Origin of the sequence: Candidatus Leptofilum sp. (assembly GCF_965223285.1) — a bacterium.
Taxonomy (GTDB): domain Bacteria; phylum Chloroflexota; class Anaerolineae; order Promineifilales; family Promineifilaceae; genus Leptofilum.
The window spans coordinates 4,797,662-4,824,040 of the sequence record NZ_OZ244997.1 but is presented as its reverse complement, the minus strand read 5'-3'; the positions used below and the strand labels follow the sequence as shown (position 1 = coordinate 4,824,040).

At 53.2% G+C, this 26,379-nt stretch carries 27 protein-coding genes; 18 read left to right on the top strand and 9 right to left on the bottom strand.

From position 1 onward, the window contains the following. Positions 1 to 23 precede the first annotated feature (23 nt). The 12 genes from ACOQPU_RS21675 (at position 24) to ACOQPU_RS21620 (ending at position 9,418) form a co-directional block, all read left to right on the top strand. Positions 24 to 746, top strand: a complete 723-nt coding sequence (locus ACOQPU_RS21675; protein WP_420641924.1) for a hypothetical protein — start codon at positions 24 to 26, stop codon at positions 744 to 746. A gap of 102 nt (positions 747 to 848) precedes the next feature. Beyond that, complete coding sequence (locus tag ACOQPU_RS21670) at positions 849 to 1,226, top strand: DUF2089 domain-containing protein (protein WP_420641923.1); 378 nt, start codon at positions 849 to 851, stop codon at positions 1,224 to 1,226. A 176-nt stretch (positions 1,227 to 1,402) separates the two neighbouring features. Further along, positions 1,403 to 1,831 carry an SHOCT-like domain-containing protein gene (locus tag ACOQPU_RS21665; RefSeq protein WP_420641922.1) on the top strand — a complete coding sequence of 143 codons (429 nt, stop codon included), beginning with the start codon at positions 1,403 to 1,405 and terminating at the stop codon, positions 1,829 to 1,831. Positions 1,832 to 1,925: 94 nt separating this feature from the next. Further along, on the top strand, positions 1,926 to 3,197 hold the full coding sequence (locus ACOQPU_RS21660) for a DUF4097 family beta strand repeat-containing protein (protein ID WP_420641921.1): 1,272 nt from the start codon (positions 1,926 to 1,928) through the stop codon (positions 3,195 to 3,197). A 67-nt stretch (positions 3,198 to 3,264) separates the two neighbouring features. Continuing rightward, complete coding sequence (locus ACOQPU_RS21655) at positions 3,265 to 4,266, top strand: ATP-binding cassette domain-containing protein (protein WP_420641920.1); 1,002 nt, start codon at positions 3,265 to 3,267, stop codon at positions 4,264 to 4,266. A gap of 81 nt (positions 4,267 to 4,347) precedes the next feature. Continuing rightward, positions 4,348 to 5,205 carry an ABC transporter permease gene (locus ACOQPU_RS21650; protein WP_420641919.1) on the top strand — a complete coding sequence of 286 codons (858 nt, stop codon included), beginning with the start codon at positions 4,348 to 4,350 and terminating at the stop codon, positions 5,203 to 5,205. Positions 5,206 to 5,295: 90 nt separating this feature from the next. Then, positions 5,296 to 5,715 carry a hypothetical protein gene (locus tag ACOQPU_RS21645; protein WP_420641918.1) on the top strand — a complete coding sequence of 140 codons (420 nt, stop codon included), beginning with the start codon at positions 5,296 to 5,298 and terminating at the stop codon, positions 5,713 to 5,715. Positions 5,716 to 5,786: 71 nt separating this feature from the next. Further along, complete coding sequence (locus ACOQPU_RS21640; protein WP_420641917.1) at positions 5,787 to 6,656, top strand: ABC transporter permease; 870 nt, start codon at positions 5,787 to 5,789, stop codon at positions 6,654 to 6,656. Between the two features lie 82 nt (positions 6,657 to 6,738). Continuing rightward, the gene (locus ACOQPU_RS21635; RefSeq protein WP_420641916.1) at positions 6,739 to 7,725 is read left to right on the top strand and encodes a GNAT family N-acetyltransferase; all 987 of its coding nucleotides are present in this window, start codon (positions 6,739 to 6,741) and stop codon (positions 7,723 to 7,725) included. Positions 7,726 to 7,805: 80 nt separating this feature from the next. Continuing rightward, positions 7,806 to 8,189, top strand: coding sequence for an SHOCT-like domain-containing protein (locus ACOQPU_RS21630; protein ID WP_420641915.1), 384 nt, complete (start codon positions 7,806 to 7,808; stop codon positions 8,187 to 8,189). A gap of 9 nt (positions 8,190 to 8,198) precedes the next feature. Next, complete coding sequence (locus ACOQPU_RS21625) at positions 8,199 to 8,735, top strand: 2'-5' RNA ligase family protein (protein ID WP_420641914.1); 537 nt, start codon at positions 8,199 to 8,201, stop codon at positions 8,733 to 8,735. A 32-nt stretch (positions 8,736 to 8,767) separates the two neighbouring features. Continuing rightward, complete coding sequence (locus tag ACOQPU_RS21620; protein ID WP_420641913.1) at positions 8,768 to 9,418, top strand: hypothetical protein; 651 nt, start codon at positions 8,768 to 8,770, stop codon at positions 9,416 to 9,418. 27 nt (positions 9,419 to 9,445) lie between these two features. On the opposite strand, the gene ACOQPU_RS21615 is transcribed toward ACOQPU_RS21620, so the two are convergent. Then, positions 9,446 to 10,072: a hypothetical protein gene (locus ACOQPU_RS21615; RefSeq protein WP_420641912.1), complete on the bottom strand. Its 627-nt coding sequence runs from the start codon at positions 10,070 to 10,072 to the stop codon at positions 9,446 to 9,448. After that, the gene (locus ACOQPU_RS21610) at positions 10,056 to 11,213 is read right to left on the bottom strand and encodes a beta-ketoacyl-ACP synthase III (RefSeq protein WP_420641911.1); all 1,158 of its coding nucleotides are present in this window, start codon (positions 11,211 to 11,213) and stop codon (positions 10,056 to 10,058) included. Before ACOQPU_RS21610 ends, ACOQPU_RS21615 begins: the two co-directional genes overlap by 17 nt. 409 nt (positions 11,214 to 11,622) lie before the next feature. On the opposite strand from ACOQPU_RS21610, the gene ACOQPU_RS21605 reads away from it, so the two are divergent. Continuing rightward, a complete protein-coding gene (locus ACOQPU_RS21605; protein ID WP_420641910.1) occupies positions 11,623 to 13,809 on the top strand; it encodes a hypothetical protein in 2,187 nt (728 codons plus the stop codon). Between the two features lie 61 nt (positions 13,810 to 13,870). On the opposite strand, the gene ACOQPU_RS21600 is transcribed toward ACOQPU_RS21605, so the two are convergent. After that, on the bottom strand, positions 13,871 to 14,086 hold the full coding sequence (locus ACOQPU_RS21600) for a YtxH domain-containing protein (protein WP_420641909.1): 216 nt from the start codon (positions 14,084 to 14,086) through the stop codon (positions 13,871 to 13,873). 148 nt (positions 14,087 to 14,234) lie between these two features. Here ACOQPU_RS21600 and ACOQPU_RS21595 point away from each other — a divergent pair, with 148 nt between their 5' ends. The 3 genes from ACOQPU_RS21595 to ACOQPU_RS21585 all read left to right on the top strand — a co-directional run bounded on the left by ACOQPU_RS21595 (position 14,235) and on the right by ACOQPU_RS21585 (position 16,658). After that, entirely contained in the window at positions 14,235 to 14,513 is a 279-nt protein-coding gene (locus ACOQPU_RS21595) for a NifU N-terminal domain-containing protein (protein ID WP_420641908.1), read from the top strand. Between the two features lie 10 nt (positions 14,514 to 14,523). After that, a complete protein-coding gene (locus ACOQPU_RS21590) occupies positions 14,524 to 16,113 on the top strand; it encodes an MFS transporter (protein WP_420641907.1) in 1,590 nt (529 codons plus the stop codon). A 71-nt stretch (positions 16,114 to 16,184) separates the two neighbouring features. Beyond that, entirely contained in the window at positions 16,185 to 16,658 is a 474-nt protein-coding gene (locus ACOQPU_RS21585; protein WP_420641906.1) for a DUF1499 domain-containing protein, read from the top strand. A 44-nt stretch (positions 16,659 to 16,702) separates the two neighbouring features. Here ACOQPU_RS21585 and ACOQPU_RS21580 read toward each other — a convergent pair whose 3' ends face one another. The 3 genes from ACOQPU_RS21580 to ACOQPU_RS21570 form a co-directional block, all read right to left on the bottom strand. Beyond that, entirely contained in the window at positions 16,703 to 18,160 is a 1,458-nt protein-coding gene (locus tag ACOQPU_RS21580; RefSeq protein ID WP_420641905.1) for a nickel/cobalt transporter, read from the bottom strand. Positions 18,161 to 18,230: 70 nt separating this feature from the next. After that, positions 18,231 to 19,562, bottom strand: coding sequence for a tetratricopeptide repeat protein (locus ACOQPU_RS21575; protein WP_420641904.1), 1,332 nt, complete (start codon positions 19,560 to 19,562; stop codon positions 18,231 to 18,233). Between the two features lie 81 nt (positions 19,563 to 19,643). Then, positions 19,644 to 20,693 carry a DUF4331 family protein gene (locus ACOQPU_RS21570; protein ID WP_420641903.1) on the bottom strand — a complete coding sequence of 350 codons (1,050 nt, stop codon included), beginning with the start codon at positions 20,691 to 20,693 and terminating at the stop codon, positions 19,644 to 19,646. A gap of 402 nt (positions 20,694 to 21,095) precedes the next feature. Between ACOQPU_RS21570 and ACOQPU_RS21565 the strand changes: the two genes are divergently transcribed. Then, entirely contained in the window at positions 21,096 to 22,169 is a 1,074-nt protein-coding gene (locus tag ACOQPU_RS21565; protein ID WP_420641902.1) for a Gfo/Idh/MocA family protein, read from the top strand. Positions 22,170 to 22,207: 38 nt separating this feature from the next. Here the strand turns inward: ACOQPU_RS21565 and ACOQPU_RS21560 are convergent, their stop codons facing one another. Both ACOQPU_RS21560 and ACOQPU_RS21555 read right to left on the bottom strand, forming a co-directional pair. Continuing rightward, positions 22,208 to 23,113 (bottom strand): anti-sigma factor, encoded by a 906-nt coding sequence (locus ACOQPU_RS21560; protein ID WP_420641901.1) that lies wholly within the window; start codon positions 23,111 to 23,113, stop codon positions 22,208 to 22,210. Continuing rightward, positions 23,110 to 23,676 carry an RNA polymerase sigma factor gene (locus ACOQPU_RS21555; RefSeq protein ID WP_420641900.1) on the bottom strand — a complete coding sequence of 189 codons (567 nt, stop codon included), beginning with the start codon at positions 23,674 to 23,676 and terminating at the stop codon, positions 23,110 to 23,112. Before ACOQPU_RS21555 ends, ACOQPU_RS21560 begins: the two co-directional genes overlap by 4 nt. Positions 23,677 to 23,912: 236 nt before the next feature. Here ACOQPU_RS21555 and ACOQPU_RS21550 point away from each other — a divergent pair, with 236 nt between their 5' ends. Continuing rightward, the gene (locus ACOQPU_RS21550; protein WP_420641899.1) at positions 23,913 to 24,482 is read left to right on the top strand and encodes a hypothetical protein; all 570 of its coding nucleotides are present in this window, start codon (positions 23,913 to 23,915) and stop codon (positions 24,480 to 24,482) included. Positions 24,483 to 24,531: 49 nt separating this feature from the next. Here the strand turns inward: ACOQPU_RS21550 and aspS are convergent, their stop codons facing one another. Then, the gene (gene aspS / locus ACOQPU_RS21545) at positions 24,532 to 26,313 is read right to left on the bottom strand and encodes an aspartate--tRNA ligase (protein ID WP_420641898.1); all 1,782 of its coding nucleotides are present in this window, start codon (positions 26,311 to 26,313) and stop codon (positions 24,532 to 24,534) included. Positions 26,314 to 26,379 lie beyond the last annotated feature (66 nt).

Here is a 26,379-nt window from a genome sequence, read left to right as displayed (position 1 = left end):
TTTCAACTTATCAGGTAAAGAAAATGAAAACTGTGCATTTTACAGAAACAGTTGAAGCCAAAACAAAGCTCGATGTGTGGGTAGAAATCGGATCGGTAGAGATACGGCCGTCTGCCGACGACAACCTGCACATAGAAGCCACTTACCGCCATATGGACATTTGGGTAGAGCGGCACGAAGGCACCATTTTTGTGCGGGCGGAACAGGATGCTGATTTTATTCAAAAACTCGCCCGTTTGTTCCGTAACAACCATCCCAAAGCCAAGCTCATCATTGATGTACCGGCCCACTGCCCCATTCAGGCCAAAACCGTCACTGGCTCTATGGCGATTGAAGGCGTTGCCGCCCCGGTTTCGGCGCGAGTCGTTGCCGGGCAGCTCCGGATGCAAGATATTGACGGCTCGATTTATGCCAAAGCCGTCACCGGACAGCTCACGTACACTGGCAATCTGACTGATGAAAATCACCGATTTGAGTCGGCCACCGGTGAAATAGTATTAACGATTCCCGAAACGGTAAACGCCCAGCTATCGGCCAAAACAGGCGTGGGCAATGTAAGCTGCACCCTGCCACTTACGGACCAACGTGCGGAACGCCATTTGGTGGGTGGCAATTTGTGGGGCATTTTGGGCAGCGGTGCAGGTCGGATTAAAGCGAAGATTGGCACGGGGACTTTGGAAATACGGCCGTTGCACCCCAAACAAAAAGAGCCAGAAGAACAAATACCCGAACCGGAACTCGTTTAGCGATTTCTGGACGAATTCTTGAACTGTTTAGTATCATGGGCGGCATCAGGCCTGACAGGTTTTTGCAAATCCCAATTCTGACAGTTTAAGGAGACCTAATTTATGAATTCAGTGATTGGCCAATGCCCCATTTGCAGCGACACCCTTCACGTAACCCGGCTGCACTGCCGTAACTGCGATACTAGCATTGAAGGCCATTTTTCGCTGGGTAGACTGTATCAGCTTACGCCAGCGCAGCTTGGCTTCATCGAGACGTTCATTAAGTGCGAGGGCAAAATCAACCGGGTAGAACAAGAAATGGGCATGTCGTATCCGGCCGTGCGCAGCCGCCTCACAGAAGTGATCGAGGCGATGGGTTACGAGGTTGGCCCGCCAGAGCCAGAGATCTCTGAGGAGACACGGCAAGCCGTATTGGGCGATTTAAGCAGTGGCAAATTATCGGCCGAAGAAGCATTGGAAATATTGCGGGGCGAGGGTTAGTCGGTAATCAGTATACAGTTACCAGTAATCAGTAAAGTGCTTTTACTGATTACCGAATACCGATTACTGGAATACGGCCGTTGCCAACTCAAAATCGCCCCTATAAATGTTGGTAATCGCGCTTGTAAATTGCGCTTTGTAAGAAATTGAAACATTCAATCAACTAGGAGCATATCATGAGTAAACCAAGCCGCATGGAAATTTTGGAACTGTTGAGCAATGGCAAAATTACGGCTGCTGAAGCTGCCGATCTGTTAAGCGATGTCGGTGAACCGGCAAAGGCGGCTGCACCCCCGCCACCCCCACCTGCTGAAAAAGCCCCCGCCCCCGAACCAGTGGTTGCTACCAAAGGCGATGACAGCCAGGAGCCAAATTGGTTTCGCGTGCGCGTGGCCAATCTAGAAACAGGCAAAAACCGGGTCACAGTCAACATCCCCGTCAAGATGATGAAGTTTGGTCTAAAGATTGGTAGCCGCTTCAGCCCGGAAATTGATAATCTGGATTGGAATGAGCTAACGGGCATGATGAAGGATATGAAAACGGGTATGCTGGTTGATGTGCAGGACGCCGACAGCAACGAGCATGTGCAGGTCTACTTAGACTAAGTTCTACGTTACCAGGAGTGGCAGTCTTTTGAGCTTTTGCGCTATATGCCGAAACGACTGAAGGACTGCCACTCCTAATTAAGAAGGTAAATCAATGAATCAGGAAAAGATTTTAACAGGCAAAGCACCCCAAATTAGCATTGCTGACTGCAATGGGGATTTGGTAGTACGTACCTGGGCAGAAACGGCCGTTTCCCTCAAAGGTGAAAGTTTCGATGTTACCGAAGGGGAAGGAAAGCTCTCCGTCAGCAGCCAACGCGCCCTTAAGCTCACCGTGCCTATCCAGAGCAGCCTCTCCGTTAGTTATGTCAACGGCGATGTGGCCGTAAAGCTGCTGGAAGGGGATTTGAGTTTGGTAGAGGTGAATGGCGATGTCATTTTACGCGGTGGCGGCAATGTTCACATTCAAACGCTCAACGCCGATCTCTCTGCCAAAAATCTTGATGGCGATTTAACCATCGACCTGATTAACGGAGATGCTTCCCTGCGCAATATTGGTGGGCTAACCATTCAAACCATTCAGGGCGATCTATCCTTGCGTAATGCCAACGGGGACGTGCATTTGCATCAGGCAAATGGAGACGTGGGTTTGCGAACTGTCAACGGCAATGTCACGGTGGAAAATGGTCAGCGAGACATCAATTTGCGCAATTTGGGTGGCCTGGCTTCGGTTCAGGGGGTTCAGGGCGACATTCGACTTTATGACGGGTTGAGCCAGGGCGATCATGCTTTTGCCGCAGAGCGAGACATCATCGTGCGCTGGCCCGTCACCTCACCCCTTAACCTGACGGCCACCGCGCCAAATATCAAAAACCGCTTGCCGCTAGAAAAAGAGACCGAGATGGAAAACACGCTCATCGGCCGCTTGGGCGATGGGGAAACCAACGTAAGCTTAACGGCAAACGGCCGTATCATCCTGAAGGAAGGTGACATTGTGGACCCCAAATGGCACGACGCCGCAACTTTTGAAGCAGATATAGATTTTGATTTTGCCAACCTCGGCAGCCAAATTTCCCAACAAATCAACGACCAGGTTACCCAAATAAGCCAAAAGCTGGAAACCACGCTGGGGCCAGAATTTACCCAGCGCATGGCAGAAAAAATAACCAAAAAAGTGGAAATTGCCACAGCAAAAGCGGAAAAAGCTGCTGAACGTGCCCGTCATCGCGCCTCCCAGCAACAGAGGTATCGAGGTACACGGCAGCAGCAGCATCGGGGTGTGCGTGCTAGCCGCACGGTTACGCAGACGCCAGAACCAAAAGAAAAAGCCAGCAGCGAAGAGCAGCTCAAAATTTTGAAGATGGTTGAACAGGGGATTATCTCCCCAAGTGAAGCCGCTACACTGCTAGAAGCATTAGAGAAATAACGAAAGCACTAAACAGCCTTCCTGGCCGTGGCCGGAGCATCTGGGCAGTTGCTAAAAAGGGTAAACTATGACCATACCCGTCCGAATTGAAAATCTGCAAAAGATATACAAAACCAAAAAGCGACAAGGGCTGTTCAAATCGTCTGTGCGCGAAGTAGAGGCACTTAAAGGCGTTTCGTTGGAAATCGCACGGGGCGAGATTTTTGGTCTGTTGGGGCCGAATGGCGCGGGAAAAACCACGCTGATCAAATGCCTCACCACCCTGTTGCTACCCACAAACGGCCGTGCCTGGATCAACGGCTTTGAGCTTACCAAGCAAGATGACGCCATCCGCGCCACTGTGGGCTGCATGTTGATGGGCGAGCGTGGTCTTTACTGGAAGCTGACCGGACGGGAAAATCTGGTCTTTTTTGGTGCCTTATACCACCTGCCCCCAACTGAACGCACGCGCCGTGCCGATACGGTCATTGAGCGACTGAATTTAGGTGAATTTGCCGACCGGCCCGTAGAAACCTACTCCTCTGGGCAAAAAATGAAGCTCGCCTTTGCCAAAGCCCTCATCAACGATGCGCCTCTGCTAATTTTGGACGAGCCGACAAACACGCTGGATTTGCCCTCGGCGCGTGAGCTGCGCGCCATCGTGCGTGACCTGAACGTGCAGGGCAAGACGGTGATCTATACGACCCACATCATGGCCGAAGCGGAAACATTATGTGACCGCGTGGCCATCATTGACCGGGGCGAGGTGATTGCGCTCGGTTCAGTGCCAGAACTCAAGGAGTCTATTGGGCAAGAGACGGTCATCAAGCTGGAAGGGGTGATTCCCACGCAGGCAACTGCGGCCGTTTCCAACCTCAACGGCATCTCACGCTCGGCAATGAGTTCCGTGAATGGGCACAGTCAGCTAACCGTGGTGACGCCAAACCAAACGGCCGTACTGCCCCAACTTATCCAAACGCTCAGCGGGCACGGAGCCATTTTGCAAAAAATCACACCAGAAGAAGTCACGCTGGAAGATGTTTTCATCGCCCACACGGGCCGCACCCTGGCAGAAGATACCACCCAGTAAGCAGTGATCAGTGGTCAGCAATCGGTTTTTCCTGGCTCACTGGTTGCTGATCCACTGATTACTAAATATTTTTGAACAACTATGACAACGATTGCGTACACGCCCCCTACCTTTCGCCACAAGCTGTCGGCCGCGCTGGCCGAGACGCGGCTGCGGCTGATCAATATCTCTCGCTACCCTGGGCAGTTGGTGATGGAATTTATCATTCCCATCATTTTTGCCGCAATGCCGATGCTGTTAGGGCAAGCGACGGCGGGGGATGATGCAGCGGCCAACTTTGCCGCCAACACCGGCACGGCCAACTATGTGGCTTACCTGCTCATCGGAGCCAACGTGTTTACGATTGTTTCCGGCGCGTTTTGGCATATTGCTTACTGGGTACGTTTTGAGCAGGAAACCGGCACGCTGGAAGCCGTGTACGTCACCCCAACCTCTAGCTCGGTGCTCATCGCCGGGGTAGCCATGTACAGTGCCATTCGGTCCACGGGAACGGCCGTTGTCGCTTTTTTGATTGGCTGCCTGGTATTCCGCGTTAACCCTTTCCAGGGAGACATCATATTGGCCCTGCTGTTTCTGTTTATTGGGCTTATTCCACTGTACGGCATCGCCTTCGTTTTTGGCGCAGTAGTGCTCAAAATTAAAGAGTCTCAATCGGTACTAAACCTGATGCAGTGGCTGGTGAGCTTCTTGATGGGCATCTTCTTCCCGGTGACGGTGCTGCCGCCATTTTTGCGTGCGGTGGCCCAGCTTTTCCCACCGACGTGGATGGTCAATGGGGTGCGCTCGGCCCTGCTGGGCGTAGGGTTCTTTTTGGAAAATTGGTATATGGACATGGCCGTGCTGTGGGCATTTTTATTATTTGCACCACTGTTTGGCATTTGGGTGTTTAACCGCACCGAAGGCAATTTGCGCGGAAATCAGGGCATTGGGCAGTTTTAATAAGTGTGTGACTAGGACTGGCAGTCCTCATTACAAGTTGGTGTACGTAGCGCCGATTCAGGACTGCCAGTCCTTCAAGGTGAGGAAGTTATGAGCGAAGCATATAAATCAGTTGAAAAGCAGGTAACGGTTTTGCCGCAGGACAAAGAGGTTTGGCAGCCAAATGACAGCAACAAAGAGATGATGACCCAGGTAGAAACGGTTCGTTCGCTTGCCAAGGCAGCTCCGGTAAAAATCGGCCGCCGGGCACTGTTTTCGTGGCTGCGAATTTTTGTACATCATCCCAGCGACGGTGAGCGCGTGAACTTGCGCATTCCCATTCCGCTGCCATTGGTCGGGTTGCTGTTACCTACCCAGCCCCCGGTAAACCAAGCCCTGCGCCTTCGCAACATGATGGCCGAGAGTGATAATCCGGCCAAAACGCTGGAGACGTACATGGATTCGCTGATGGCCGTGGAGTTTGTCCGCGTAGAAGATGATGATGAGCTAGTGATTATTGGTTTGGATTAGATCAGGAGATTAGAAACTGGAGATTTAAACACACCAATCTCCAGTCTCTAATCTCTTTTGAGGTATTTTTGATGACGGCCGTTTCTCCCCAAAAAGAACCGTATGAACGCTTATCGGAACCAATGGCCACGCTGAGTGCCTTTGCAGCAATGGTGAAGAAAGAGTTCATTATCCAACTGCGCTATCCGGTGGAGTTTGTGGCCAGCTTTGCCCAAATTTTCCTCATCGTACTGGTGCTGACTCTGGCTGGGCTTATGTTTGCGCCCAACGGCGTCGAGAGTGAAACCACCAGCGAGGTGACCGGCATCGTGGTATATGGCTTTGTGCTGTTCATTTACCTCTCGGACACGTTGTGGAGCGTTGGGTTTAACGTGCGGCGGGAGCAAAAGCAAGGCACGCTGGAACAACTTTACCTGAGCCCTGCGTCTAAATTTGCTGCCCTGGCTTCACGTGTGGCACTCACGCTGTTGTGGACTGGGCTGTTGTCTATTGCCGCGGCCGTTCTCATGAGTTCTCTGCTGGGTGAGTTGCCAATTAACAATGGGCCGCTGGCACTTTATATTTTGATCATGACGTTGTCTGGCACCTTTGGCACGGGGTTTGCCTTTGCTGCCATGACGTTAAGAATTAAGGAAGCGGCGCAAACGGCCGTAAACCTGCTGCAATTTGGGTTCATGGTGTTTTGTGCGCCATTTTTCCCGTTTGCGGCATTGCCTGAGCCAATGCTGTGGATTGCCAAAGTAATTCCGCTGTCGTACGGAGTAGACGCATTTCGCTCAACTTTGATGGGATATCCAAATGGATTCCCCGAACTGGCCCCGATTGGTGTAGAATTAGGCATCGTAACGCTGTTTGGCGTTGCTATGCCTCCGTTGGGCTTTTGGCTGTATCGCAAAGCAGAAAATCAAGCCCGGCGCAGAGGGAGTTTGTCGGAATATTGAGTTTGCAGGTGAGCGAGCAGCACGTATGCAGGGAACTCGCTAACAACTTGCATACTCGCCTACTTGCACACTCGCAAACTGTATGATTGTTACCGCGCCCTCGCAAGACCAATCGCAAAACGGGCTTCGACCTATCAATTTGAATACCGACATTCCGGGAATTTTGAGATTGCTGGAATTGGTGTTTGGGACTTCCCTACGAGCAGAAGGGAGGCCAATGATTGCAAGCAATGAACTGGCGGCCCAATCACCCGCCATTTTGTGGCGTTTAAGCCCAGCAGCCGCCAAGTTGGCTTTGGGTTTTGTCTGGGAGGCAGACGGCCGTATCGTCGGCAACGTCACGGTGCTCACGACTGAACGGCCTGGTCGGTATTTGGTGGTAAACGTTGCTGTCCATCCCGATCATCGGCGGCAGGGCATTGCTCGGCTGATGATGAAGCAAGTAGAGAGTTTGGTGCAGCAGCGCGGCGGCAACCACATTTTGCTACAGGTGGTTAAGCAAAACAGTGCCGCTATTGAACTTTACAAATCGCTTGATTACACCCTTATCGGCAGCATGACACAGTGGGCTACGTCTGTGTCTCGGCTGCGCCGGCTGGAGCTGAATTTGGACAATGCCGGGTCGCCCATCCGGGAACTGCGGCGGCACGAGTGGCGCGCAGCCTATGCGCTGGACCGGCAAGCATTGCGGGCCGATATGCATTGGCCGGAGCATCTGAAATCAGATGCATACAAAACCGGATTTTGGGTATCCGTCAAGAATTTTTTGAACGGCCGTCAGGCAGAAACATGGGCCACTCGCGATGCACAAAATCAGCTCACGGGCCTTGCCAAAATTGAGTCTGAATGGGGTCGCTCGCATAATCTAACATTGCGGATTCATCCAGCTTGGCAAGGTCGGCTGGAACGGCCGTTGCTAGCAAAAATGATTCGCCGCCTGCAAAGCATGTCGCGCCGCAGTGTAACTATTGAGCACCTGGACGAGGATGAGCTGGTGAACGCATTGTTACAGGAAGCAAACTTTTCGCCGCGCCGTACGCTAACGCACATGCGGCTGGACTTGGATTAGAGGTTAGTGGCTGGTGGTTAGCTGCCCGTACCAGCCACTCGCAAACTAACCACTAACAAACTATATCAACGAGGACAATCATGGCATCCGCAGAAGAACGAATGCAAATCTTAAAAATGATCGAGGAAGGGAAAATCAGTGCCGCCGACGGTGCGGAACTGCTGCGCGCCCTGGGCAAAGAAAAAGGCAGTAATCCCTCGATGCCTTTGAAAGGGGGAGCTAGCAATCCGCGCTGGTTCCGCGTCCGCGTTACAGACACGTTTAGCGGCCGGAACAAAGTAAACGTAAACATTCCCTTTGGGCTGGTTAATGTCGGCTTGAAGATGGGTGCCCGCTTTGTGCCCGACATGGAAGATGGCAAGCTGCAAGAGATGATGGCCGCCATTCGCAGCGGGCAGCAGGGCAAAGTGATTGACGTGACCGATGAGGAATCTGGCGAGCGCGTTGAAATTTTTGTTGAGTAAATAATCCAAATGCACGGCGTTGTTTCTGTTTTAGAGGAGCCACATTACAGCCAGGTCAGCCAGCTTTGGGCTGAGTTGAAGCAACGTTTCGGGGTTGGAAGTCCGCAGGCGACGGCCGTTCCCCACTTTAGCTATCATGTAGCGGGTGACTATCAATTAGAGAAGTTGCCAGCGATATTGGCAGAAACGGCCGCTGCAACGCCACCCTTCACCGTCAAAGCCACTGGCATTGGCATCTTTCCTGGGGAGTTGCCCGTCCTGTACATCCCCGTCGCCCGCTCGCCGGAGCTGCAAGCATTGCACCAAACGCTCTGGCTAAAACTGGAAGCCATTGCACAGGAATCAATCAACTATTACGCTCCTAACATTTGGTTTCCCCACATTACACTGGGCCACAGCGATATTACCTCGGCCAATCTGGGGCCAATCGTCACCTGGCTTAACAATCAGTTGCTTGATTGGGATGTTCGGGCAACCAATCTCACCCTTCTCCACGACAACGGCGACCTCCACGTGCCACTACATCGAGCAATGTTAGAAGGCTGAACCAAAACCCAAAATCAAGTAGAATACGCAGCATGAATGAAATTTCTCACCCGTTTGATACCGAAACATGGGAGCAGCTCCCGGCTCTGTTTGAAAAGCTGCCGGAGCCAGTTCACGTCATCATGTGGGGCGACCCGGCAATGAGTGAAGCTGAGAAGGAAACGGCCGTTCTCCTGCAAAGTCTCACCGAACGTTTTAGCCAACTCTCTACCCAAACCCTCCCCCGCCGCATCAACTACGACTTTTACCCGGTGCTGGGCATCATGGGCGGCCTTGCCGCCGAGTGGCATGATTTTGGGGTGCGCTTGATTGGCTTACCAAATGGATATGCGATGACGTCGTTTGTAACGGCCGTTCAGGCCGTCTCGTTTCGGGGGATGACGCTGGAAGCGATGACACGCATCAAGCTCAAGCAGCTCAACAGGCCAGTCAACATTGAGCTGTTCAGCGCGGCAGACAATGAAGCCGGGGCCTTAATGGCCCAACCGCTATTCAACATGGCCGTGGTGAATGAGCAGGTTCGCACCTTTTTCATCATGAGTGACCAATTCCCAACGGCCGTAGACCGTTACTCACTCAACTATTTGCCGCACATGGTGCTAAACGGCCGTGTTCATATGGAAGGTGTCGTCGGCGAAGAGGAGATTTTGAAGCAGATCGCAACGGCCGTAAAAAGTAGCTAAGGTAATTTGTGAAATTCGCGGCGAAAGCTAAGAAGTTCGGCGAAGTAGCCAGACAAACCAGGCAGCCAGGGCCACAAACAGGGCCGTTGCCAGCAAAAATGTGAACTGAATGGGCGTTGCGTCTGAATTTGCAATCGGATTAGGTGGATGCAGCACCAGTTCAGCCCGCATATTGAACCACAAGAGGACGAAAATTATTGCGGCAGCCAGCCCACCGCGCACGCGCAGCCACGGCTGCCAGCTCCCCAGCACCAACAAAATAATTGCTACCGCCAGCCCGTTGAGCGAAGCCGCCATGCGTGGCTCCTGTAAAAAGACAGACCCCCAATTGTCGGCTGAGGCAACCATGCTCATAAACACGCCAGCAGCATAAAAGCCCAAGGCCACCCAGCTTACGGGTGACAGCCAGCGCAGCCATGCCGCTTTTTGGGTAATAAGCAGCCCCAGACCCAACGCGGCCGTTACGCCAAACCCCACCAAGCCAGCCCAAATCAACCCAACATGCAAATATACTGAGCGAATGCCGCTGCCCAGCGTACGCTCTTCTGGTCCCAAAGCAATGAGCAGGGCCACCCCTACCAGCAATGCCAGCGGAATGCTCCAAAACCAGAGGGGAAACGGCCGTTTCGGCTGTTGGCTACTTTTTATTTGCATCTCGCATCCTGGCGTGGGGCGTGGGAGAACCCGCCACGCTATCAATTAGCTTGCGCCGCCACTTCTTCAGCTTGGAACGGCCACGCGCCGCAATGTATCGCGCCCGCCGCCATTCCCGGCGCGGCAGCGAGACCTCTGGTGGCGTCACGTTCCACTTCACCACCGACGATGCCCAGGTAAGCCCTCCGCCGAAGCCCACAAACACTACATTGTCATCCGGGCGTAAACGGCCGTCGTGCACCGCATCGCACAACGCAATGGGAATAGAAGCAGCCGACGTATTGCCTACCGCGTGAACATTCATGTAAAAACGCTCGGTCGGGACTTTGAGTCGCTTAGCGGCCGTTTCAATAATTCTGGTATTTGCCTGGTGAGGTACAATGAGCGCAATATCATCAATGGTTAAATCCGCCTTGGCTATCGTTTCCTCAATGGATGCAGCGATCACCTGCGTGGCAAACCGGAACACCTGACGGCCGTTCATCTCCACCGTGTTCTTTTTGTGCCCGTTGTGCAGATATTCTGGCCCCAGCATGGGCATCGGGTTGTGGTAGACAGCGGGCAAGCTGAGCAGGTCACCACCAGAGCCATCGGAGCGCAGCGTAGAGGCCATCACGCCGCCAGGAATTGAGGAACCTTTTAGCACCACCGCCCCGGCACCATCCCCAAACAAAATGCACGTACCGCGATCTTGCCAATCTAACACGCGCGACATCGTTTCCGCCCCAATTACCACAGCGTTGCGCACTGATTCTGTCTGGATCGCCTGTGAAGCCATGCTGAGGCCATACACAAAGCCAGAACAGGCTGCGCTCAGATCAAATGCACCTGCTCTGGTCGCCCCCAAATAATCCTGCACCCGGCAAGCAGTAGAGGGGAAAATATATTCTGGCGTGGAAGTGGCCACAATAATCAGTTCTACCTGCGACGGATGTAAATCGGCACGTTCCAGGGCGCGGGCCGCCGCTTCAAAGGCCAGCGTGGCGGTTGTCTCTTTCTCGCTGGCAATGCGCCGCTCGCGGATGCCGGTGCGCGTGTAAATCCATTCGTCAGATGTGTCCACCATCCGCGACAGGTCATTATTGGTTAAAACTTTATCAGGACGAAAGCTGCCCCATCCCACAACGTGTGCGTATTTCATAGATTCCCTCTAGACTACTGCCCTTCCACAGTACAAAACCCAGGTAAGCAAGTTCCGTTGCGCTAGACTTTAATGCCCGCCGATTATCCGTGACAACTGCGAACTGCCAACTGTAAAACAGTTGCTAGACATGAAGGCTCACAACCCCCTAAACTGGCAATTTGTGTAGATTTGCGCGCTTTTGGCGTCAAATGCGTATAGGTGAAAACGGGAAAGCCGCTTGAATTAAGAAAAGGATGATTCTCCCGTTTTCCCTGAGTAAATCACCATTTTGCAGGTCAGTTTACAACAAATATCTTTTTGTGATTTACATACAAGATGAGAATCCACACGGAGAGTGGTTTTTTGCACTGGACAATATGCCGCAGACCGCTATCCTACAAGAAAACAATGCGTACCTTTTGAACTGATGAACGATTACGACGACTACCAACCTTATACACCTGCCACAACGCCTGAACCCAACAACAATAGACGCCTTTGGTACATTCTGGGCGGTTGCCTGATCCTCTTTTTGTGCTTGGGCTGCTTAACGCTTGGTGGCGGCTATTATCTTTGGGTGACATACAGTGACGAGATTTTGTCTGAATTTGGTACCACCACCCCAGAACGGCGTGACAATGATGCTGATGAAGACGAGGACCCAAGCCCTACCAGAGATTCCAGCGAGGGACGGGAGGGGGAAATTACGCCCACGGCTGCGGTGGCAGAATTGCCCAGCCCCACACCAGATAACCCAACCAATCCCACAGCGACACCAGCCACCGAAAATACGGCCGTTCCCGAACCAATCCTCGCTGACATCCCCGCAGAAATTGACCAACGCCCTGTAGCAGCCCGCGCCGAAACGGACCTCACTCTATTGTACAGCACCAACTACCCCTCACACGATTATTTTGAAACGGCCGTACGTTTGGGTGGCGAAAACCTGGGCGAGCGTACCGTCACTGCCACTGCCTATTCGGTTGGGGACGTTGAATCATTTTACAACGGTTCCGACCGCATCGACGCCCGCCTAGCCGTGGTCACAGAACACGTCTATTTTTGGGTGGAAGAAGGGCTGGATTTAGATCAAACCGATCTGGAAACGGCCGCAAATCGGCTAGAAAACGAATATTATCCGCAGCTCGTCTACCTGTTTGGCGAAGTGTGGACACCTGGCATCGATGGCGACCCCCATTTCTCTATTTTGCACGCCCAAAATGGCTCTAGTGATGAGCTTGGCCGCTTCAATAGCGAAGACCAATTTCCCCGCACGCTTTATCGTTACTCAAACGAACAAGAGCTCGTCTACATGAACATGGGTGAGCTAACGTTGGGAACAGATTTATACTACGGCACGCTGGTTCATGAAGTGCAACACCTCATTCAATGGTATGTTGATTCCAGCGAGACGGTCTGGCTAAATGAAGGGCTTTCACAACTGGCAGAAATTTACCTGGGCTATGATGACACGGCTCCCAGCACAGATTATCTGGAACAGCCAGAAATTCAGCTCAACACCTGGAATTATGAAGATGATTCTGTCTATGCCCATTATGCCGGGGCGTATCTGTTTTCGGTTTACTTGTGGGAGCAGTTAGGAGATGCCGCCATTCAGGAACTGGCGCGACATCCTGCCAACGGCATGGCCAGCGTTTGGGCGGTGCTGCAAGGCTACTTGCCCGATGTCTCGCTGGAAACATTTACAGCTCGCTGGGCGGCTGCCAACTACCTGGATGATGACAATGCGGAACGGCCGTACTACTACCAATCCCTCAACCTGCGCCAACCGTACATTGCGACCAAGCTAAACCAGGAGGATCCATCGCTGGATCGGCTGGAGGAGATCGCACAGTTTGGCGTACATTACATTGATCTAAGCGATTTGCGAGGAGACACGACGATTACTTTTGCGGGGGATACGGCCGTTGATCTCATTGGCGCACCCCCTCGCAGCGGTGAACAGATGTGGTTTGCTCCTGGCGTTAACGATATGAATGCCCAGCTCACCGCTACTTTTGATCTTTCCAATGTCGATCAAGCCACGCTCAGATACGCGGTTTGGTATGAACTGGAGGAAGATTATGATTATGCCTACGTTTCCGCTTCGGCTGATGGCGGGCAAACGTGGGATATTTTGCTGCCGACCCATTACACGGCTGGTGAGTTTGGCCCCGCTTACAACGGCCGTTCTGCCGACCGGGATGATGCTGTGGATGGTTGGCTCAAGCAATCTGTGAGCCTAAGCAGTTATGTCGGGCAAACCATCCAGATTCGCTTTGAGGTACTCACCGATGGTGGCATCACCGAGCGCGGCTTCGCCATTGACGACATCGCCATTCCTGAACTGGGCTACGAATCAAATGTGGAGACGGGGACAGACGGCTGGCAAGCCAACGGCTTCATGCAAATTGGCTGGCAAATCCCCCAAAAGTGGAGCGTGCTGCTCATTGAAGAAGGTCTTACCCCAACGGTCACTCCCCTTCCCCTAAATGAAAATAATCAGTTACAGCGGACCTTGTCTATTGGCAAAAGCGGCGGCGTGCTGGTCATCATGCCCCAAACCGCTTTCACCGGCGAGACGGCCACCTACTGGCTCTCCATTGAGCAGTGAGTCGGTAATCAGTAGGTCAATACTCAGTATTCAGACTGACTACTGATTCACTGAAACCTGCTTACTGAGTACCTTCCTTCATTCGCTCAAATTCAGTTTGCAGCTTGTGGCGGGTTTGCGTACGCGCTTCCTCTGCTTCCCGCTTGGCTGTTTGCCAGCGGTTTACCGCTTGTTCCCGCAAATCGTTGCCAGAGGAAGGCGTCAGTAACAGAGCCGTCACGCCCCCCACCAATGCCCCACAAATTGCTCCGGCCATGAAGCTAAATACCTTGTTCATCTTAAACTCCTTCATTTCCGTTAACGATTATCCATAAACAGTAAACCGTTTTGACCGTTCACCGATTACTGATTACTGATTACGAAATAATTATACTGTACACGCCAATCATCTGCCCATCGTGGTCATCATTGTTATAATGCACAGCATGTCTGAGTATATTGAAATTGAAACCGAAATCAGCGACGATGACAGTACCTTAACGGTCTATACGAACTTGCGCCTCAACGAAGGCGAGGTTGAGCAATATCATTCCTACGACGAGTTGGAAGAAGGCTCTCCTGTGGCTCAGGCTTTGGCCGTTATTGAAGGCATTGTCTACCTGCAAATTCAAGCTGGCGATCTCACCGTGCGACGTGACCCGGACACGCCCTGGCACATCATTGTCAGCGATATTTCGGCTGCGCTAAAAGATTTCTTCCTCTAATTTCAGCTTCATGACCTCTACCACACGCCGCACACCCTCCCCCCGAACTATTTTATTTGTTGTGGCCTTTGGTGTTTTTGTCGCCGCCGATGATTTAACGGTGGTTTCTACCATGCTGCGCCAAATCATCTTCGACTTGGAGATTCCCTTACCCGATGGGCTGGACCAGGCCGCCTGGATTGTGAATGCATACCTGATTGCCTACGTGGTGGTCATGCCGTTTATCGGCCGTTTGAGCGACATTTGGGGACGACGCAATGTATATGTAGCCTCGCTGGTGCTCTTCTTAGCGGGTTCCATCTGGGTACCGTTTGCGCCAGACCTCAACAGCTTCATCGTAGGCCGCGTGCTGACGGCTTTGGGCGGCGGCGCGATGGTGCCTGTGGCAATGGCGGTTATTGGAGATGTGTATCCGCGTGAGAAGCGGGCCTCGGCATTAGGCGCGCTGGGTGCCATTGATACAGCAGGCTGGGTGTGGGGACCACTCTATGGCGCACTGCTGATTCGCCTTTTGAGCTGGGAGTGGCAATTTTACCTAAACATCCCCTTGAGCCTGTTTGGGATTGCGGCGGCGTGGTGGGCATTACGTGACTTGCCAGAGCCAAAAACACGGGAGCGGATTGACTGGGTGGGAACGGCCGTACTCACCATCTCCTTGATCAGCCTCAACATTGCCTTACTCAACAGTGGCGACGTGCAGGCCGCAGGCGGCTTTGCCCAGCTGCAAAGCAACGAACCCAGCACCAACACCGCTCTGCTCTATGCCATCGCCGCAATCACCTTTGCCATCTTCCTTGCCATCCAACATTACCTTGGTAAACAAGCAAATCATCATAATTTAGAGTCGATCACCCCTTCACCCGGTCACCTGCGTTCGCAGAACGCCATCACCTTGTCACCCCCACCACCTCTCATCGACCTCACCCTCTTCCGCCGCCGCAACTTCTCCCCTGCCATTCTCATCAACTTTCTGGTTGGCGGCATCTTGATTATTGCCATGGTGAACGTGCCGCTGCTGGTGAATGTGCTGGAGTTTGATGTGGAAACGGCCGCTCTCACCAGCGGCTATCTACTCAGCGGCATGACGGGAGCAATGGCCGTTATGGCCTGGGTAGGTGGCCAACTGACTGAGCGCATGAGTTACCGACCAGTAACGGCCGTTGGCTTGGCGTTTTGCGCCGCGGGCATGGGGCTGATGGGCTGGCTCTGGCTAGTAGACACGCCGTACCTCAACATGGCGTCCCATCTGGTGGTGCTGGGCATTGGCTTTGGTCTGGTCATTGCCCCGATTGGCGCAGCCGTGATTAACGCGGCCCCAGAGCACCAGCGGGGCGTCGCCAGCAGCCTGGTCATTGTGCTGCGCCTCATGGGGATGAGCGTGGGGCTATCTGGCCTCACGGCTTGGGGGCTGTACCGCTTCGAGATTCTGCGCAAGTTCATCGACCTGCCCGACCTGCCGCTAAGCGACCCCACTTACCAACAAGCACTGGCCGATGGACTGACTCAAGTTACCGTCTCTGTCCTCACGGAAACGTTCCTCATCTCGGCAGGGGTTGCGCTGCTGGCGTTTTTGGTGGCCCTGTGGCTTAAACGAGATTAAGCCAACCTGAAAATCCCCCAGCCCCAACTTCCTCAACAGTACAATCAAAGAAAAACAGGAGATTTTTGTAGATGTCTAGATTGCTAAAAATTTTGGCCTTTTTGACCATTGGTAGCGTTGTGGCCTTTTTTCCACTGCGCTGGCTGATAGAACGGAGCAGCCCGCCGCCGGATAATTTGGGAATGGTAGACGGCCGTTTCGCCCCCTGCCCCGATAGCCCCAACTGTGTTTCTACCCAGGCCACTACTGAACTGCACGGCATTGAACCAATTGCGTATGATGGCGACACATCCACAGCCTATGCAAAAATCTTAGCCATTTTAGAAGCTGACGACAGCATAACCGTCATTAGCCAAACGTCCACCTACATTCACGCCGAAGCCCGCTCCGGCTTGTGGAAGTTTATCGACGATGTGGAGTTCCAATTCAATGACGCAGAAAGCATTATTCAGTTTCGCTCCGCTTCCCGGTTAGGGTACAGCGATCTTGATGCCAACCGCCAACGGATGGAAAACATCCGGAACGCATTCATGGCATCCCCCTAACCTACCCAAGCCACTCGTCACATCGCTTGGTAACGAAATATGAGCTACAAAACGCCAGTATCCAACAAGGCTTTTATTGTGATACCGATGCCTGCGATTGTGATAAACAATGCACTGGCAGCAGGCAACAGCCGCATCAACCCAATCTGATTTGCAGGCAAGCGTGAGAACAATTTACTGGCGTATACCATTGCCAAACCAATACCGGTCAGCACGCTAGCCAAGCCGATGCTAAAGGCCACAATCAAAATCAGGCCCAAGCCCACTTTTTGCAACGCCACGGCACTCAGTAACAAAATCAGGGCTGAGGGGCAGGGGAGCAAGCCGCCCGAGACGCCCAATGCCAATAGGCTGCGCCAGCCCATCTCTGGTTTGGGCGTGTGGGTGTGGCCAATGCCAAAATGGGTATGGTATCCTTCCTCATGCTCGGCGGGTTGGTAGCGGTGCAGCCAACTGCTGAGATGTCCGCGAAAGAGTGAAAAGCCGATGCCCACCACCAACACGCCGGATAAGACGCCTAGCCACGGATACAATGTTTCGGGCAAAATGTAGCGCGAAGCAAACAACACCAGTAACCCAAAAGCAAACACGCCAGCCGTGTGGGTAATGGTTGTCGTTAGGCCGAGAAAAAGCGCGTGTTTGGGCGTGCCGCGTGAGCCAACCAGGTACGCGCCCACAATCGTTTTGCCGTGGCCGGGGGTGAGCGCGTGTGCCGCACCTAAGCCAAAAGCCAGAATCAGGGCAATGGCAATCGCACCGGGCTGGTCTAACGTAGTCGTGAGCAGATTGGCAAATTCGTCCTGGCTGAAGCGATTGGTATCGGGGGTGACGGCCGTTTCCACCCCCACACTCTCCATCTCCCCAGCCGACAGTGCTACTCCCGCCAGAGCAAACTGTACCTGGGCTGTATTCACCGCCAGCGGTGCTTGCAGCAAATCTTCTGGGTAATTTCGGAGCTGATTGCTTACGTCCTGTGTGGGGACGCTGCTTTGCACAATTTGCAGGTCAGCAACGGCCGTAACCACCGTTTCTTGCCAGCCTAAGCGATCCGGAAAGTTGTTGTCCGTGTAATTTAGCTGCCAAATCTGGTCGGTTTGGGGGAGTACGGCCGTTGCCAACAGTTCCAGGCGCAGGGTGAGCAGCTCTCCCTGCCCCGGCGGAAACGCTATCGTCCACGATTGGGGTGTGACGGCGACAGCTTGCCCGTTAACCAGCAGAGACAAGTTTTGCGCCAGTTGGGTTACTTGCTGGCTGGCATAGGCTTCGCTTTCGGCAGCGTCTATCGTGCCATCGCCGTTTGGGTCTGTGTACGGCCGTTCCTGAAAGGTAGGAATCTCCGCCATGTCGATAATGTACAGCAGTTCGACCGTCTCTGGCAGCAAAGTCAGGTGTGCATAGCGGCTGATAGTGAAGTTCCCCAGCGGGTGCGCCCAGGCAGCGGGTGCCAGGACAAACAAGGCCAGCAGCGCGGCCAAAATAGAAACAGTTCGTTTAAATTTCATGATAACTCCAATATGTAGCCGCGGATTCTTTCCGCGAAAAATATGCACGGAAAGAATCCACGGCTACGTTTTAGGGCAGGTTTTCCAAAGTTTCCTGGGCAATTTGAGCCTGGCGGAAGTCAAAGTGGGGGTTGAGTTCCAGCACTTGCGTTAGGTGCTGTTTGGCTAGCTCCGCCTCACCCTGAGCGGCGGCGATCATCCCGGCGTGGTAGTAAAAAAGAGCTTCGGGTGTGCCAAGCTGGAGGGCTTGCTCACTGGCGGCGGCGGCTTCATCGAGACGGCCGTTCTTAAACAGCACCCAGGCCAACGCATCATACCCGTACACGTCTGGGCGGCTTTCTAGCTCTGCTTGAGCCGCAGCCAAGGCCTCGTCCAAGTTGGTGTCGTGGTTGGCGTAGAAGAGTGCCAGTTGACGACCCACCAGTGCCGCATCAGTGCTTTCCAAATCGGCGATGAATTGCACGGTGTCGTACTGCTGCTGTGCGGCCGTTTTATCACCCGCCAGCGCATAAAAGTCACCCAAAGCCGCCACAAACTCCGGCTGCGGCAAGCGTTCCACCAACTGCTCATATAAGGCGATGGCTTGATCAAAATCGCCGTTGGCAGCAGCAACTTTGCCTTCCCCCACCAGCACCAGGTAATAATCAGGCCACGTTTGCTTGGCGGCAGCGTGCTGCATCTGCGCGGCTTCAATATCGCCCATCTTAAAATGCAGCTCACCTAGCTGGAACTGATACCAGGCCAGCCGTTCGCCCGTGAGCCCACTTTCTTCGGCAGCGGCGACGGCTTGCTGCATCCACGAAATGGCGGCGACAGGATCGCCCTGAACCCAGGCTAACCGGGCGGCGCGGCTAAAAACGGCCGCTCCCGGAGCCTGTTCCAGCAAGGTTTGGTAGGCGGCTTCTGCTTCTTCATAACGGCCAAGCTCCAAACTGGCATCGCCGATGGTGGCCAACGCCTGCATTGCGCCGGAATCAAAGTCGTAAACGCGCTGGGCGGTGGCCAGCGCACCCGCAAAATCGTGCTGAGCCATTTGGGTCACGCCCAGGTAAGAAAGGGTGAGTTCGTAGTTGGGGTTGATGGTAAGTGCCTGCTCTAGCGCAGCCTGCGCCCGGCTGTAGGCCGCCGCGTCCCCCGTTTCGCGCCCGCGTTGCAGGTACGCCTGCCCCAAATAGGTGAGGCTGACGTAGTCGCGGTCGTCCCGCTGCACTTTTTGCTGCCAGAAGGCGATTTGCTCGTCGCTGCTTTTGATGCCGCTGCTCGGCGGCACACTTTCTACAGGGATTGTAATTTGTTCTGGATTGGCATTGGCGGGGGTAGCTTTGTATGAATTGAAAAGATAAGAGCCGAGGATGAAAACGGCCGTTGCCATCACCAGAATGATCGTTTTGCGAGTGGTCATTAGCCAAATCCTTGGTAGTAGCCGCAGTTTCTTACTGCGTTTGACTACGCGGTAAGAAACCGCGGCTACTATGAGATTGTTTTAGTGCGCCGGAGCCAGGTACGGGAAGCTCGTCAGGAAGGGAACGTCGTTGGCATCCACGCAGTCGCTGGTGAGGACGGGGGAGCCGTTGGCGCCCAAGCCGCCGGTGACGACGAACAGTTCAAAGTCAATCACGTCTTCGGCTAGCTGACGGCCGTTCAGCGGCGCAGTCGTGAAACCAGCCGTGGAGGTGGTGTCCAGCGCCAGCACGTCTGGCAGCAGCAAGCTGGTGACAAATTCTGCTTCGGCTTCGGTGTAGCCAGAGCCGTCCAGGCCGCTCAGGAAGAGCAGATTGGCTTCAAATTCGTCTGACCAGGCCGCCACGTCGCCAGATGGATTTGTGGCGTTGTAGGCATCTTTGTTGCCAGAGCCGATGAGGACGGTGTTCAGCGCGGGCTTGCCCATGCGGTCAATCATGCCCCAGCGGTCGGCGGTGCGTGCCCAGATGTTGATGTTGTCGGAAGCGGCCGTTAGGTGGTTGCTAGGCACCTCTAGCACAATGGCGGTGACGTTGGCGCCAGCAAAGAAGTCGTTCTCATTGCCGTCGCAGAAGGTGCGGCTGCCACCTGCGCCCAAAACCTGATCCTGGAAGGCCACCAGGTCAAAGAAGAAGGGATCGTCGCGCAAGCCCACAAACAGGGAACCGCCACCGGAAACCGGGATGGTTGCCTCGGCCGTGCCGCGCGCAACGCGGGGATTTAAGGCACCCACATCATAAAGGGTGATGGTTTGGGCATCTCGGCCGCTGGCCTGCACGCGGTAAACAATGTCTTCGACAAAGTCGCCATCGTTATCAATGACAAACTCATACGGGCTGTTTGGCCGCAAATCGGTGCCGTTGAGTACGCCAGCCAGCGGGTTCACGGTCATCACCATGACGGTGTTGTCGCCGTTAATAAAGGCGTAGATGTCGTTGATGTCGGTACGGCCGTCTGCCTGAATCAGCGGCGCGTCCAAATGGTCAGCCGCGCCAATGGTAGTAGCCGAAAGCCCCACAACCATCGCGGCAGCAACCAACAGTAAAACTGCAATATTGCGAATCTTTTTCATCTTGTTTTGCTCCTTAAAAATTTCAATCGGTGGGTGTCTACAACAAGAACAAACAGGTAGGTCTAAGCCATGCAACACCTCCTCATTTGGAATCTGGTGCTGATTACGCACCACGTTTCTTTTTGCATTCATCGCTGGGAATGATGGTTGGTGCGATTCATGGAGGATTACGCAGCGGGGTTGGTTTTGCATTCAATATGGAGGAGTGGGCATCCTCAGATGCCCGGTTCGCATCTGAGGATGCGAACTACTCGTTTCGATCTACTGACTATAGTTAAGACAACGCCCGACGATAGTATGTGGACAACAAAAAGTCCTTTGAAATAAAATGACTTGTATGAGCTTTTTGTTCTCTTGAAAGTAATTCTCGGGCAGACAGTGTAGAAACAAGAAGGATCAATTATGAGTGAAAAATTGCGGGTTGGTATTCTGGGAGCAGGATGGGCTGGCGGTGGTCACGCTAACGCCTTCTCAGGTTTGCCCAATGTGGAAATAGCCGCGCTTTGGAGCCGCACTCGTACTCATGCGGATGTATTGGCCAGCCAACTCAATGAGTCAAGCGTCAAGATTTATGATGACTGGCGCGAGTTGGTTGAAAAAGCCGAGGTGGATGTTATTAGCCTAGCAACACCGTCAATTTTGCGACGTGACCCTCTGCTCATGGCCTTGGAACAAGGATGTCACGTTCTGGTAGAGAAGCCGATTACAGTCGGTTTGACCGATGTTGACACAATAGCTCATGCAGCCAAGCAGACCGATATGGTTACAGCTACTGTTTTCAATTGGCGTTATAGTCCGGGAAATCAAGCGGCTAAACGAGCGATTGAAAACAGGCAAATTGGCAATATCCTTGATGTTAGCCTGGAATGGCGGGATGCCGATTTTCCGCGAGAGTTTGTTGAACAACGACCATGGATTAAGGACTTTGATCAAAGTGATGGTATTTTGGGTGAAGCTGTTAGCCACGATTTGGACTGTATTCGCTTTTTAACCGGCTGTGATTTCAAACAAGTTGTCAGCCAGTTAGTTTCTAGATCGCTTCCTCTCGCGCCGGAGATTGAAGTCGCAGGCGGCACCTCTATAATGCTAGCTGAACTTACTAAAAGTATTTTAGCCGATATTCGATATATGGTAACGGCTGGACTACCGGAAAGGAGTCTGATCATTAGTGGCGAAACCGGGACACTGAAAGTGACTCATGAAACCACAGTCCAACAACGCCTTGGCGAGAGTGAAGCGATAACATTGGAAACTCCCGTATCAGACCAAGTTCCCAATGAGGTAGACCTGATGCAATATAGTTGGAACAGATTAATCGCCGATTTTGTCACCGCTATCCAAGGAGGCGACAAGGCCCATGCTACTGTACCAAATTTGCCAAGTCTGGATGACGGCTTGAAGGTGCAACAGGTTATCAGTGCAGTACATTTGTCGAATAAGGAGAGGCGTTGGGTCGCCTTAAATGAATTGGTATAAGGGGGGACTTGTTTGCGTAAATGCCCCTGTATAGTTTTTTATGACGAGGCAACTCCAAGCAGGATAATTTGGTCGGGGGTGGGCTGTTCGCTGCCGCCTGCGGGTTCAATGGAGACGCCAACGGCATCGTAGGTGGCTGCCAGGGAGAGGTCAATGTCGAGGACGACACGGCCGTTTTCATCCACCTCAAAAATACCCGCACTCAATGTTTGATCACCGCGAATAATCCACAGTTGGTAAACCTGATCAGCCGTGAGCGGCTGCAAATTGTCGGCCATAAAGGTAGCTGTGCCAGTTTCAGAAGAAACCGTAAGCGTGGCGCGTGCATCTGGGTTTTCGCCACTGTTGTCGCCAATTGCCAGGGTGTTGGTGCCGGGGGTCTGGTAAGAGGCTAAGATGTCATTTTGGGCTTGCAGCTCCTGCTGAAGCAGTTCGTTACGAATACGCAATTCGTCATTGTCGGTTTGTAACGTTTCTAGCTGGTCTGCTAGCACGGTTGTGTCGCTGCTCAGATCGGCAACCTGCGCCTGAAGATCATCGAGTTGCCGAGTCAATGAATTTGCCCAGATGAACAGCAAGATTGCAGCGAGGACGGCCGTTCCGGCCAGCGCGGGCAGGGCAAAACTTTGGCGGAATTTGTCCCACCAAGAGAGCGGCGGTGGGGACGGCCGTTGCCTATCCATTTTTGGTACAGGGGTGGCCAGGGCAGAAGCTCCACGCGGGTCGGCCTGCACCCGCGCCATCAAATTGGCTTTCACATTGGGTGAAGGGGCTACGGGTTCAACGGCATTTGGTAGGAGAGCGGCCGTTTCTTGCAGCGCAGCCAGACGTGCTTTGGCATCTGAATCGGCAGCAATGTACGCTTCAACCTCCGCTTTTTCTTCATCGGTTAATGCACCCAGGGCATAAAATGGGAATAGTTCTTCTTCGATTCGTCTGTTCATGATTCCATACCTGCCGCTGCCAATGCCGAGCGCAGCTTTTGCAAGCCGAGTCTGGCTCTTGTGTGCACTGTTCCCAGCGGTTTATCAATCGCCTGGGCAATTTCTTTCCGGGTTAACCCTTTGAAGTAGGCCAGTTCAATCACCTGATACTGCTCTGGCGACAACTCAGTCAGGGCAGACCGCACCCGCGCTTGCACAATCCGTAAAACGGCCGCTTCTACCACATCGGCATTGTCCGGCTCCCGCAGCATCTGTTCCTCTTCAGCTTCGCTGCCCGCCGCTTCTGGGCGCACCTTTTGCCGCCGCGTGGTGTCAATCGCCAAGCGGCGGCCAATGCTGTACATCCAGGTACTGAATTTCCCCTGCGCGGCATCAAATGTGGCAGCCTTGTCCCAGACGCGCCAAAACGTTTCCTGCACAATTTCTTCGGCGACGACTCGCTGCTGCACAATGCGTAAAACCACCCCCAGCAAAATGGGAGCGTAGCGATCATACAAGGTTTCCAGAGCTTGGCTGTCGCCAGCCGCCACTTGAGCCATCAGCGTTTCATCAGCGACAGTCATCTTTTAACAACGCCTCGCTGACGGCCGTACCATTCTTTGTGCATGGATTATTTCCTCTGTCTGGCAATACGCAGGAATCAGACGTTTGAATCTGTAGCGAGCCAATGAATGCAAAACGGCCGTTCCTGCGTACACCAAAATAATCACACATTTGCCAATAACGAAAACCCAGATTCAACAGATTTCTCTTATCCCTCTGTGTTCTCTGTGGCAATTTTTTTCTAAGGAGCGTAATTATGGTACTCAACTTATCCAAAACCCACAAAAATGAAACCAACTTGGCAAACAAGGCGGCCCCCATGCCCGCTGGCCCCATTGTTTACCGGGAAGATGGCGCAATTGATTGGGGCAATATGTGGGATTCATTTTGCGTGTTGGCCCTGGACGGCGGGCCACCCCACCGAGGCGACTTTTTGCAGGCACAGCAAAACCCAGACGTCACCAGCAAGGCATACCAGTTTGCCGTTAGCGAAATTACACGGGGCATTTGGGAGGTGGCAGCAATGACGGCCGTTCCCGCCGAACCTGGCTGGCTACAAATTGAATGCGACTCGGCAGGGCAAGCGCGTTGGCTGGCAGAAGCCATCGAGGAAGAAAATGTGCAGGCCAGGCACGAAAGCAACCTCCTGTTTGTGCCGGTAGGGGATGCGTTTAGGTTGAAGCAGGAGATTAAGAATGTGATTACGGCCGTTGCCAAAACCACCCACTACTGGCAAGAGCATCTGGCCGTGGAAGTTAAGCATGCCCTGGCTATTCAAGACAAACTTGGAGGAATCTGGCAGAAACTCAAGAATGTAATTGGGTAATTGGGTAATTTTTGGCGGCAAGCCAATCACCCAATTACTCAATATCTCCCTATGCTTTTTTCTCTTTAACCGCCAGAGCAATATGCAGCTCATCAAGCTGCTTTTTCACGACGGGCGACGGCGCACTCGCCATCAGGTCAGTGGCCTGAGCCGTCTTGGGGAAGGCCATCACTTCACGGATGTTGGGTTCGCCCGCCATCAGAGCTACCAGGCGGTCAATGCCAGGGGCGATGCCACCGTGTGGCGGTGCACCATACTCAAACGCCTCCAGCATGTGACCAAATTGCTCTTTGGCCTCTTCAATAGAGAAGCCGATCAGTTCCATGATTTTGCGTTGGAGCGGCCGTTCGTGGATACGAATACTGCCGCCAGCCACCTCAAAGCCATTGCATACCAGATCATACTGCTCGCTAAGCACCCGGCCAGGATCGCTGTCCAGCAGCGGAATGTGCTCCCGCTTGGGAGCCGTAAACATATGGTGGCTTGGGGCAAAATGTCCATCTTCCATTTCTTCCTCAAACAGTGGGAAGTCCACCACCCAGGCAAATGCCAATGTATTCGTGTTGGTTAGACCCAGCCGATTGCCCATTTCGGTACGCATGGTGTGCAGCACCTCATGCACTACCGCTTTTTTGTCGCTAGAAATCAAAATCAGGTCACCGGGGCCAGCTTCCATTGTTTCCGTAATCGCAATAAGCTGCTCTACCGTGAAGAATTTGGCAATAGGGCCTCGCACTTCTTCCGTCTCGGGGTGAATAGCCAGCCACGCCAAGCCTTTGGCCCCAGCATCCTTGGCAATGTCTTCTAATTCAGACATCTGTTTGCGACTGTAGCTGCCGCAGCCCGGCACACAAATCGCCTTCACCGGATTGCCAGCTGCCACGTTTTCAGCAAATACGCGGAAGGCACTGCTGCCCACAATTTCAGAAATGTCTACCAATTCCAGACCAAAACGCAGGTCGGGGCGGTCGGTGCCGTAACGGTTCACTACATCAGCGTAGCTCAAACGCGGGAACTGTTCGTAGGCCAAAGGCACCAGGCTGGCATGTTTCACCATGCCCTTCATCAACGCCTCGATCAGGTTGAGGATATCATCCCGCTCGACGAAGCTCATTTCCATATCTAGCTGGGTAAATTCTGGCTGTCGGTCAGCGCGTAAATCTTCATCCCGGAAGCAGCGGGCAATCTGGAAATACCGCTCGTAGCCAGCCACCATGAGGAGCTGCTTAAGCTGCTGCGGGCTTTGCGGCAGAGCATAAAATTGGCCAGGATGTACGCGGCTAGGCACCAAATAATCCCGTGCCCCTTCAGGCGTACTTTTGAACAAAATGGGGGTTTCTACTTCTAAAAAGCCACGCTGGTCTAAAAAGTCGCGGATAAATTTGATTGCTTTGTGGCGAATAACTAAATTGCGTTGCATTCGCTCGCGGCGCAAGTCCAGGTAGCGGTATTTTAGGCGCAAACTTTCATCTACCACGTCATCTCGGTCAATGAGGAAGGGAGGCGTCTTAGCTGGATTCAGCACGACAACAGAGTCTGCCAGCAGCTCAATGTCGCCAGTGGCCAGATTTTCATTTTCCTGGCCAGACGGCCGTTTGCCAACCTCACCCGTCACCTGAACCACATATTCACTGCGGATTTGCTCTGCCACGCCAAAGCCTTCAGCCGTGCGACCAGCGTTTACCACCACTTGCGTCTTGCCATCCCGGTCACGCAAGTCAATAAATACCACGCCGCCCATATCCCGGCGACGGTTTACCCAACCTGCCAATGTGACTGTTTCACCTACATTTTCAAGCCGCAGTTCACCGCAGCTATGTGTTTTTAGCATCTTGTTTTCCTTACGATTTTCAGAGCAGATTCACACCAGATTATTAAGCCCTGCTCAATCGCAGAT

Bases quoted from the DNA above. Each gene is read 5' to 3' on its own strand.
- ACOQPU_RS21590 (WP_420641907.1), top strand. From the start codon at position 14,524: ATGACCTCTACCACACGCCGCACACCCTCCCCCCGAACTATTTTATTT.
- ACOQPU_RS21645 (WP_420641918.1), top strand. From the start codon at position 5,296: ATGAGCGAAGCATATAAATCAGTTGAAAAGCAGGTAACGGTTTTGCCG.
- ACOQPU_RS21655 (WP_420641920.1), top strand. From the start codon at position 3,265: ATGACCATACCCGTCCGAATTGAAAATCTGCAAAAGATATACAAAACC.
- ACOQPU_RS21595 (WP_420641908.1), top strand. From the start codon at position 14,235: ATGTCTGAGTATATTGAAATTGAAACCGAAATCAGCGACGATGACAGT.
- ACOQPU_RS21615 (WP_420641912.1), bottom strand. From the start codon at position 10,072: ATGCAAATAAAAAGTAGCCAACAGCCGAAACGGCCGTTTCCCCTCTGG.
- ACOQPU_RS21575 (WP_420641904.1), bottom strand. From the start codon at position 19,562: ATGACCACTCGCAAAACGATCATTCTGGTGATGGCAACGGCCGTTTTC.
- ACOQPU_RS21630 (WP_420641915.1), top strand. From the start codon at position 7,806: ATGGCATCCGCAGAAGAACGAATGCAAATCTTAAAAATGATCGAGGAA.
- ACOQPU_RS21550 (WP_420641899.1), top strand. From the start codon at position 23,913: ATGGTACTCAACTTATCCAAAACCCACAAAAATGAAACCAACTTGGCA.
- ACOQPU_RS21565 (WP_420641902.1), top strand. From the start codon at position 21,096: ATGAGTGAAAAATTGCGGGTTGGTATTCTGGGAGCAGGATGGGCTGGC.
- ACOQPU_RS21665 (WP_420641922.1), top strand. From the start codon at position 1,403: ATGAGTAAACCAAGCCGCATGGAAATTTTGGAACTGTTGAGCAATGGC.
- ACOQPU_RS21670 (WP_420641923.1), top strand. From the start codon at position 849: ATGAATTCAGTGATTGGCCAATGCCCCATTTGCAGCGACACCCTTCAC.
- ACOQPU_RS21675 (WP_420641924.1), top strand. From the start codon at position 24: ATGAAAACTGTGCATTTTACAGAAACAGTTGAAGCCAAAACAAAGCTC.
- ACOQPU_RS21570 (WP_420641903.1), bottom strand. From the start codon at position 20,693: ATGAAAAAGATTCGCAATATTGCAGTTTTACTGTTGGTTGCTGCCGCG.
- ACOQPU_RS21585 (WP_420641906.1), top strand. From the start codon at position 16,185: ATGTCTAGATTGCTAAAAATTTTGGCCTTTTTGACCATTGGTAGCGTT.
- ACOQPU_RS21610 (WP_420641911.1), bottom strand. From the start codon at position 11,213: ATGAAATACGCACACGTTGTGGGATGGGGCAGCTTTCGTCCTGATAAA.
- ACOQPU_RS21620 (WP_420641913.1), top strand. From the start codon at position 8,768: ATGAATGAAATTTCTCACCCGTTTGATACCGAAACATGGGAGCAGCTC.
- ACOQPU_RS21560 (WP_420641901.1), bottom strand. From the start codon at position 23,113: ATGAACAGACGAATCGAAGAAGAACTATTCCCATTTTATGCCCTGGGT.
- ACOQPU_RS21635 (WP_420641916.1), top strand. From the start codon at position 6,739: ATGATTGTTACCGCGCCCTCGCAAGACCAATCGCAAAACGGGCTTCGA.
- ACOQPU_RS21625 (WP_420641914.1), top strand. From the start codon at position 8,199: ATGCACGGCGTTGTTTCTGTTTTAGAGGAGCCACATTACAGCCAGGTC.
- ACOQPU_RS21605 (WP_420641910.1), top strand. From the start codon at position 11,623: ATGAACGATTACGACGACTACCAACCTTATACACCTGCCACAACGCCT.
- ACOQPU_RS21660 (WP_420641921.1), top strand. From the start codon at position 1,926: ATGAATCAGGAAAAGATTTTAACAGGCAAAGCACCCCAAATTAGCATT.
- ACOQPU_RS21600 (WP_420641909.1), bottom strand. From the start codon at position 14,086: ATGAACAAGGTATTTAGCTTCATGGCCGGAGCAATTTGTGGGGCATTG.
- ACOQPU_RS21650 (WP_420641919.1), top strand. From the start codon at position 4,348: ATGACAACGATTGCGTACACGCCCCCTACCTTTCGCCACAAGCTGTCG.
- ACOQPU_RS21555 (WP_420641900.1), bottom strand. From the start codon at position 23,676: ATGACTGTCGCTGATGAAACGCTGATGGCTCAAGTGGCGGCTGGCGAC.
- aspS (WP_420641898.1), bottom strand. From the start codon at position 26,313: ATGCTAAAAACACATAGCTGCGGTGAACTGCGGCTTGAAAATGTAGGT.
- ACOQPU_RS21580 (WP_420641905.1), bottom strand. From the start codon at position 18,160: ATGAAATTTAAACGAACTGTTTCTATTTTGGCCGCGCTGCTGGCCTTG.
- ACOQPU_RS21640 (WP_420641917.1), top strand. From the start codon at position 5,787: ATGACGGCCGTTTCTCCCCAAAAAGAACCGTATGAACGCTTATCGGAA.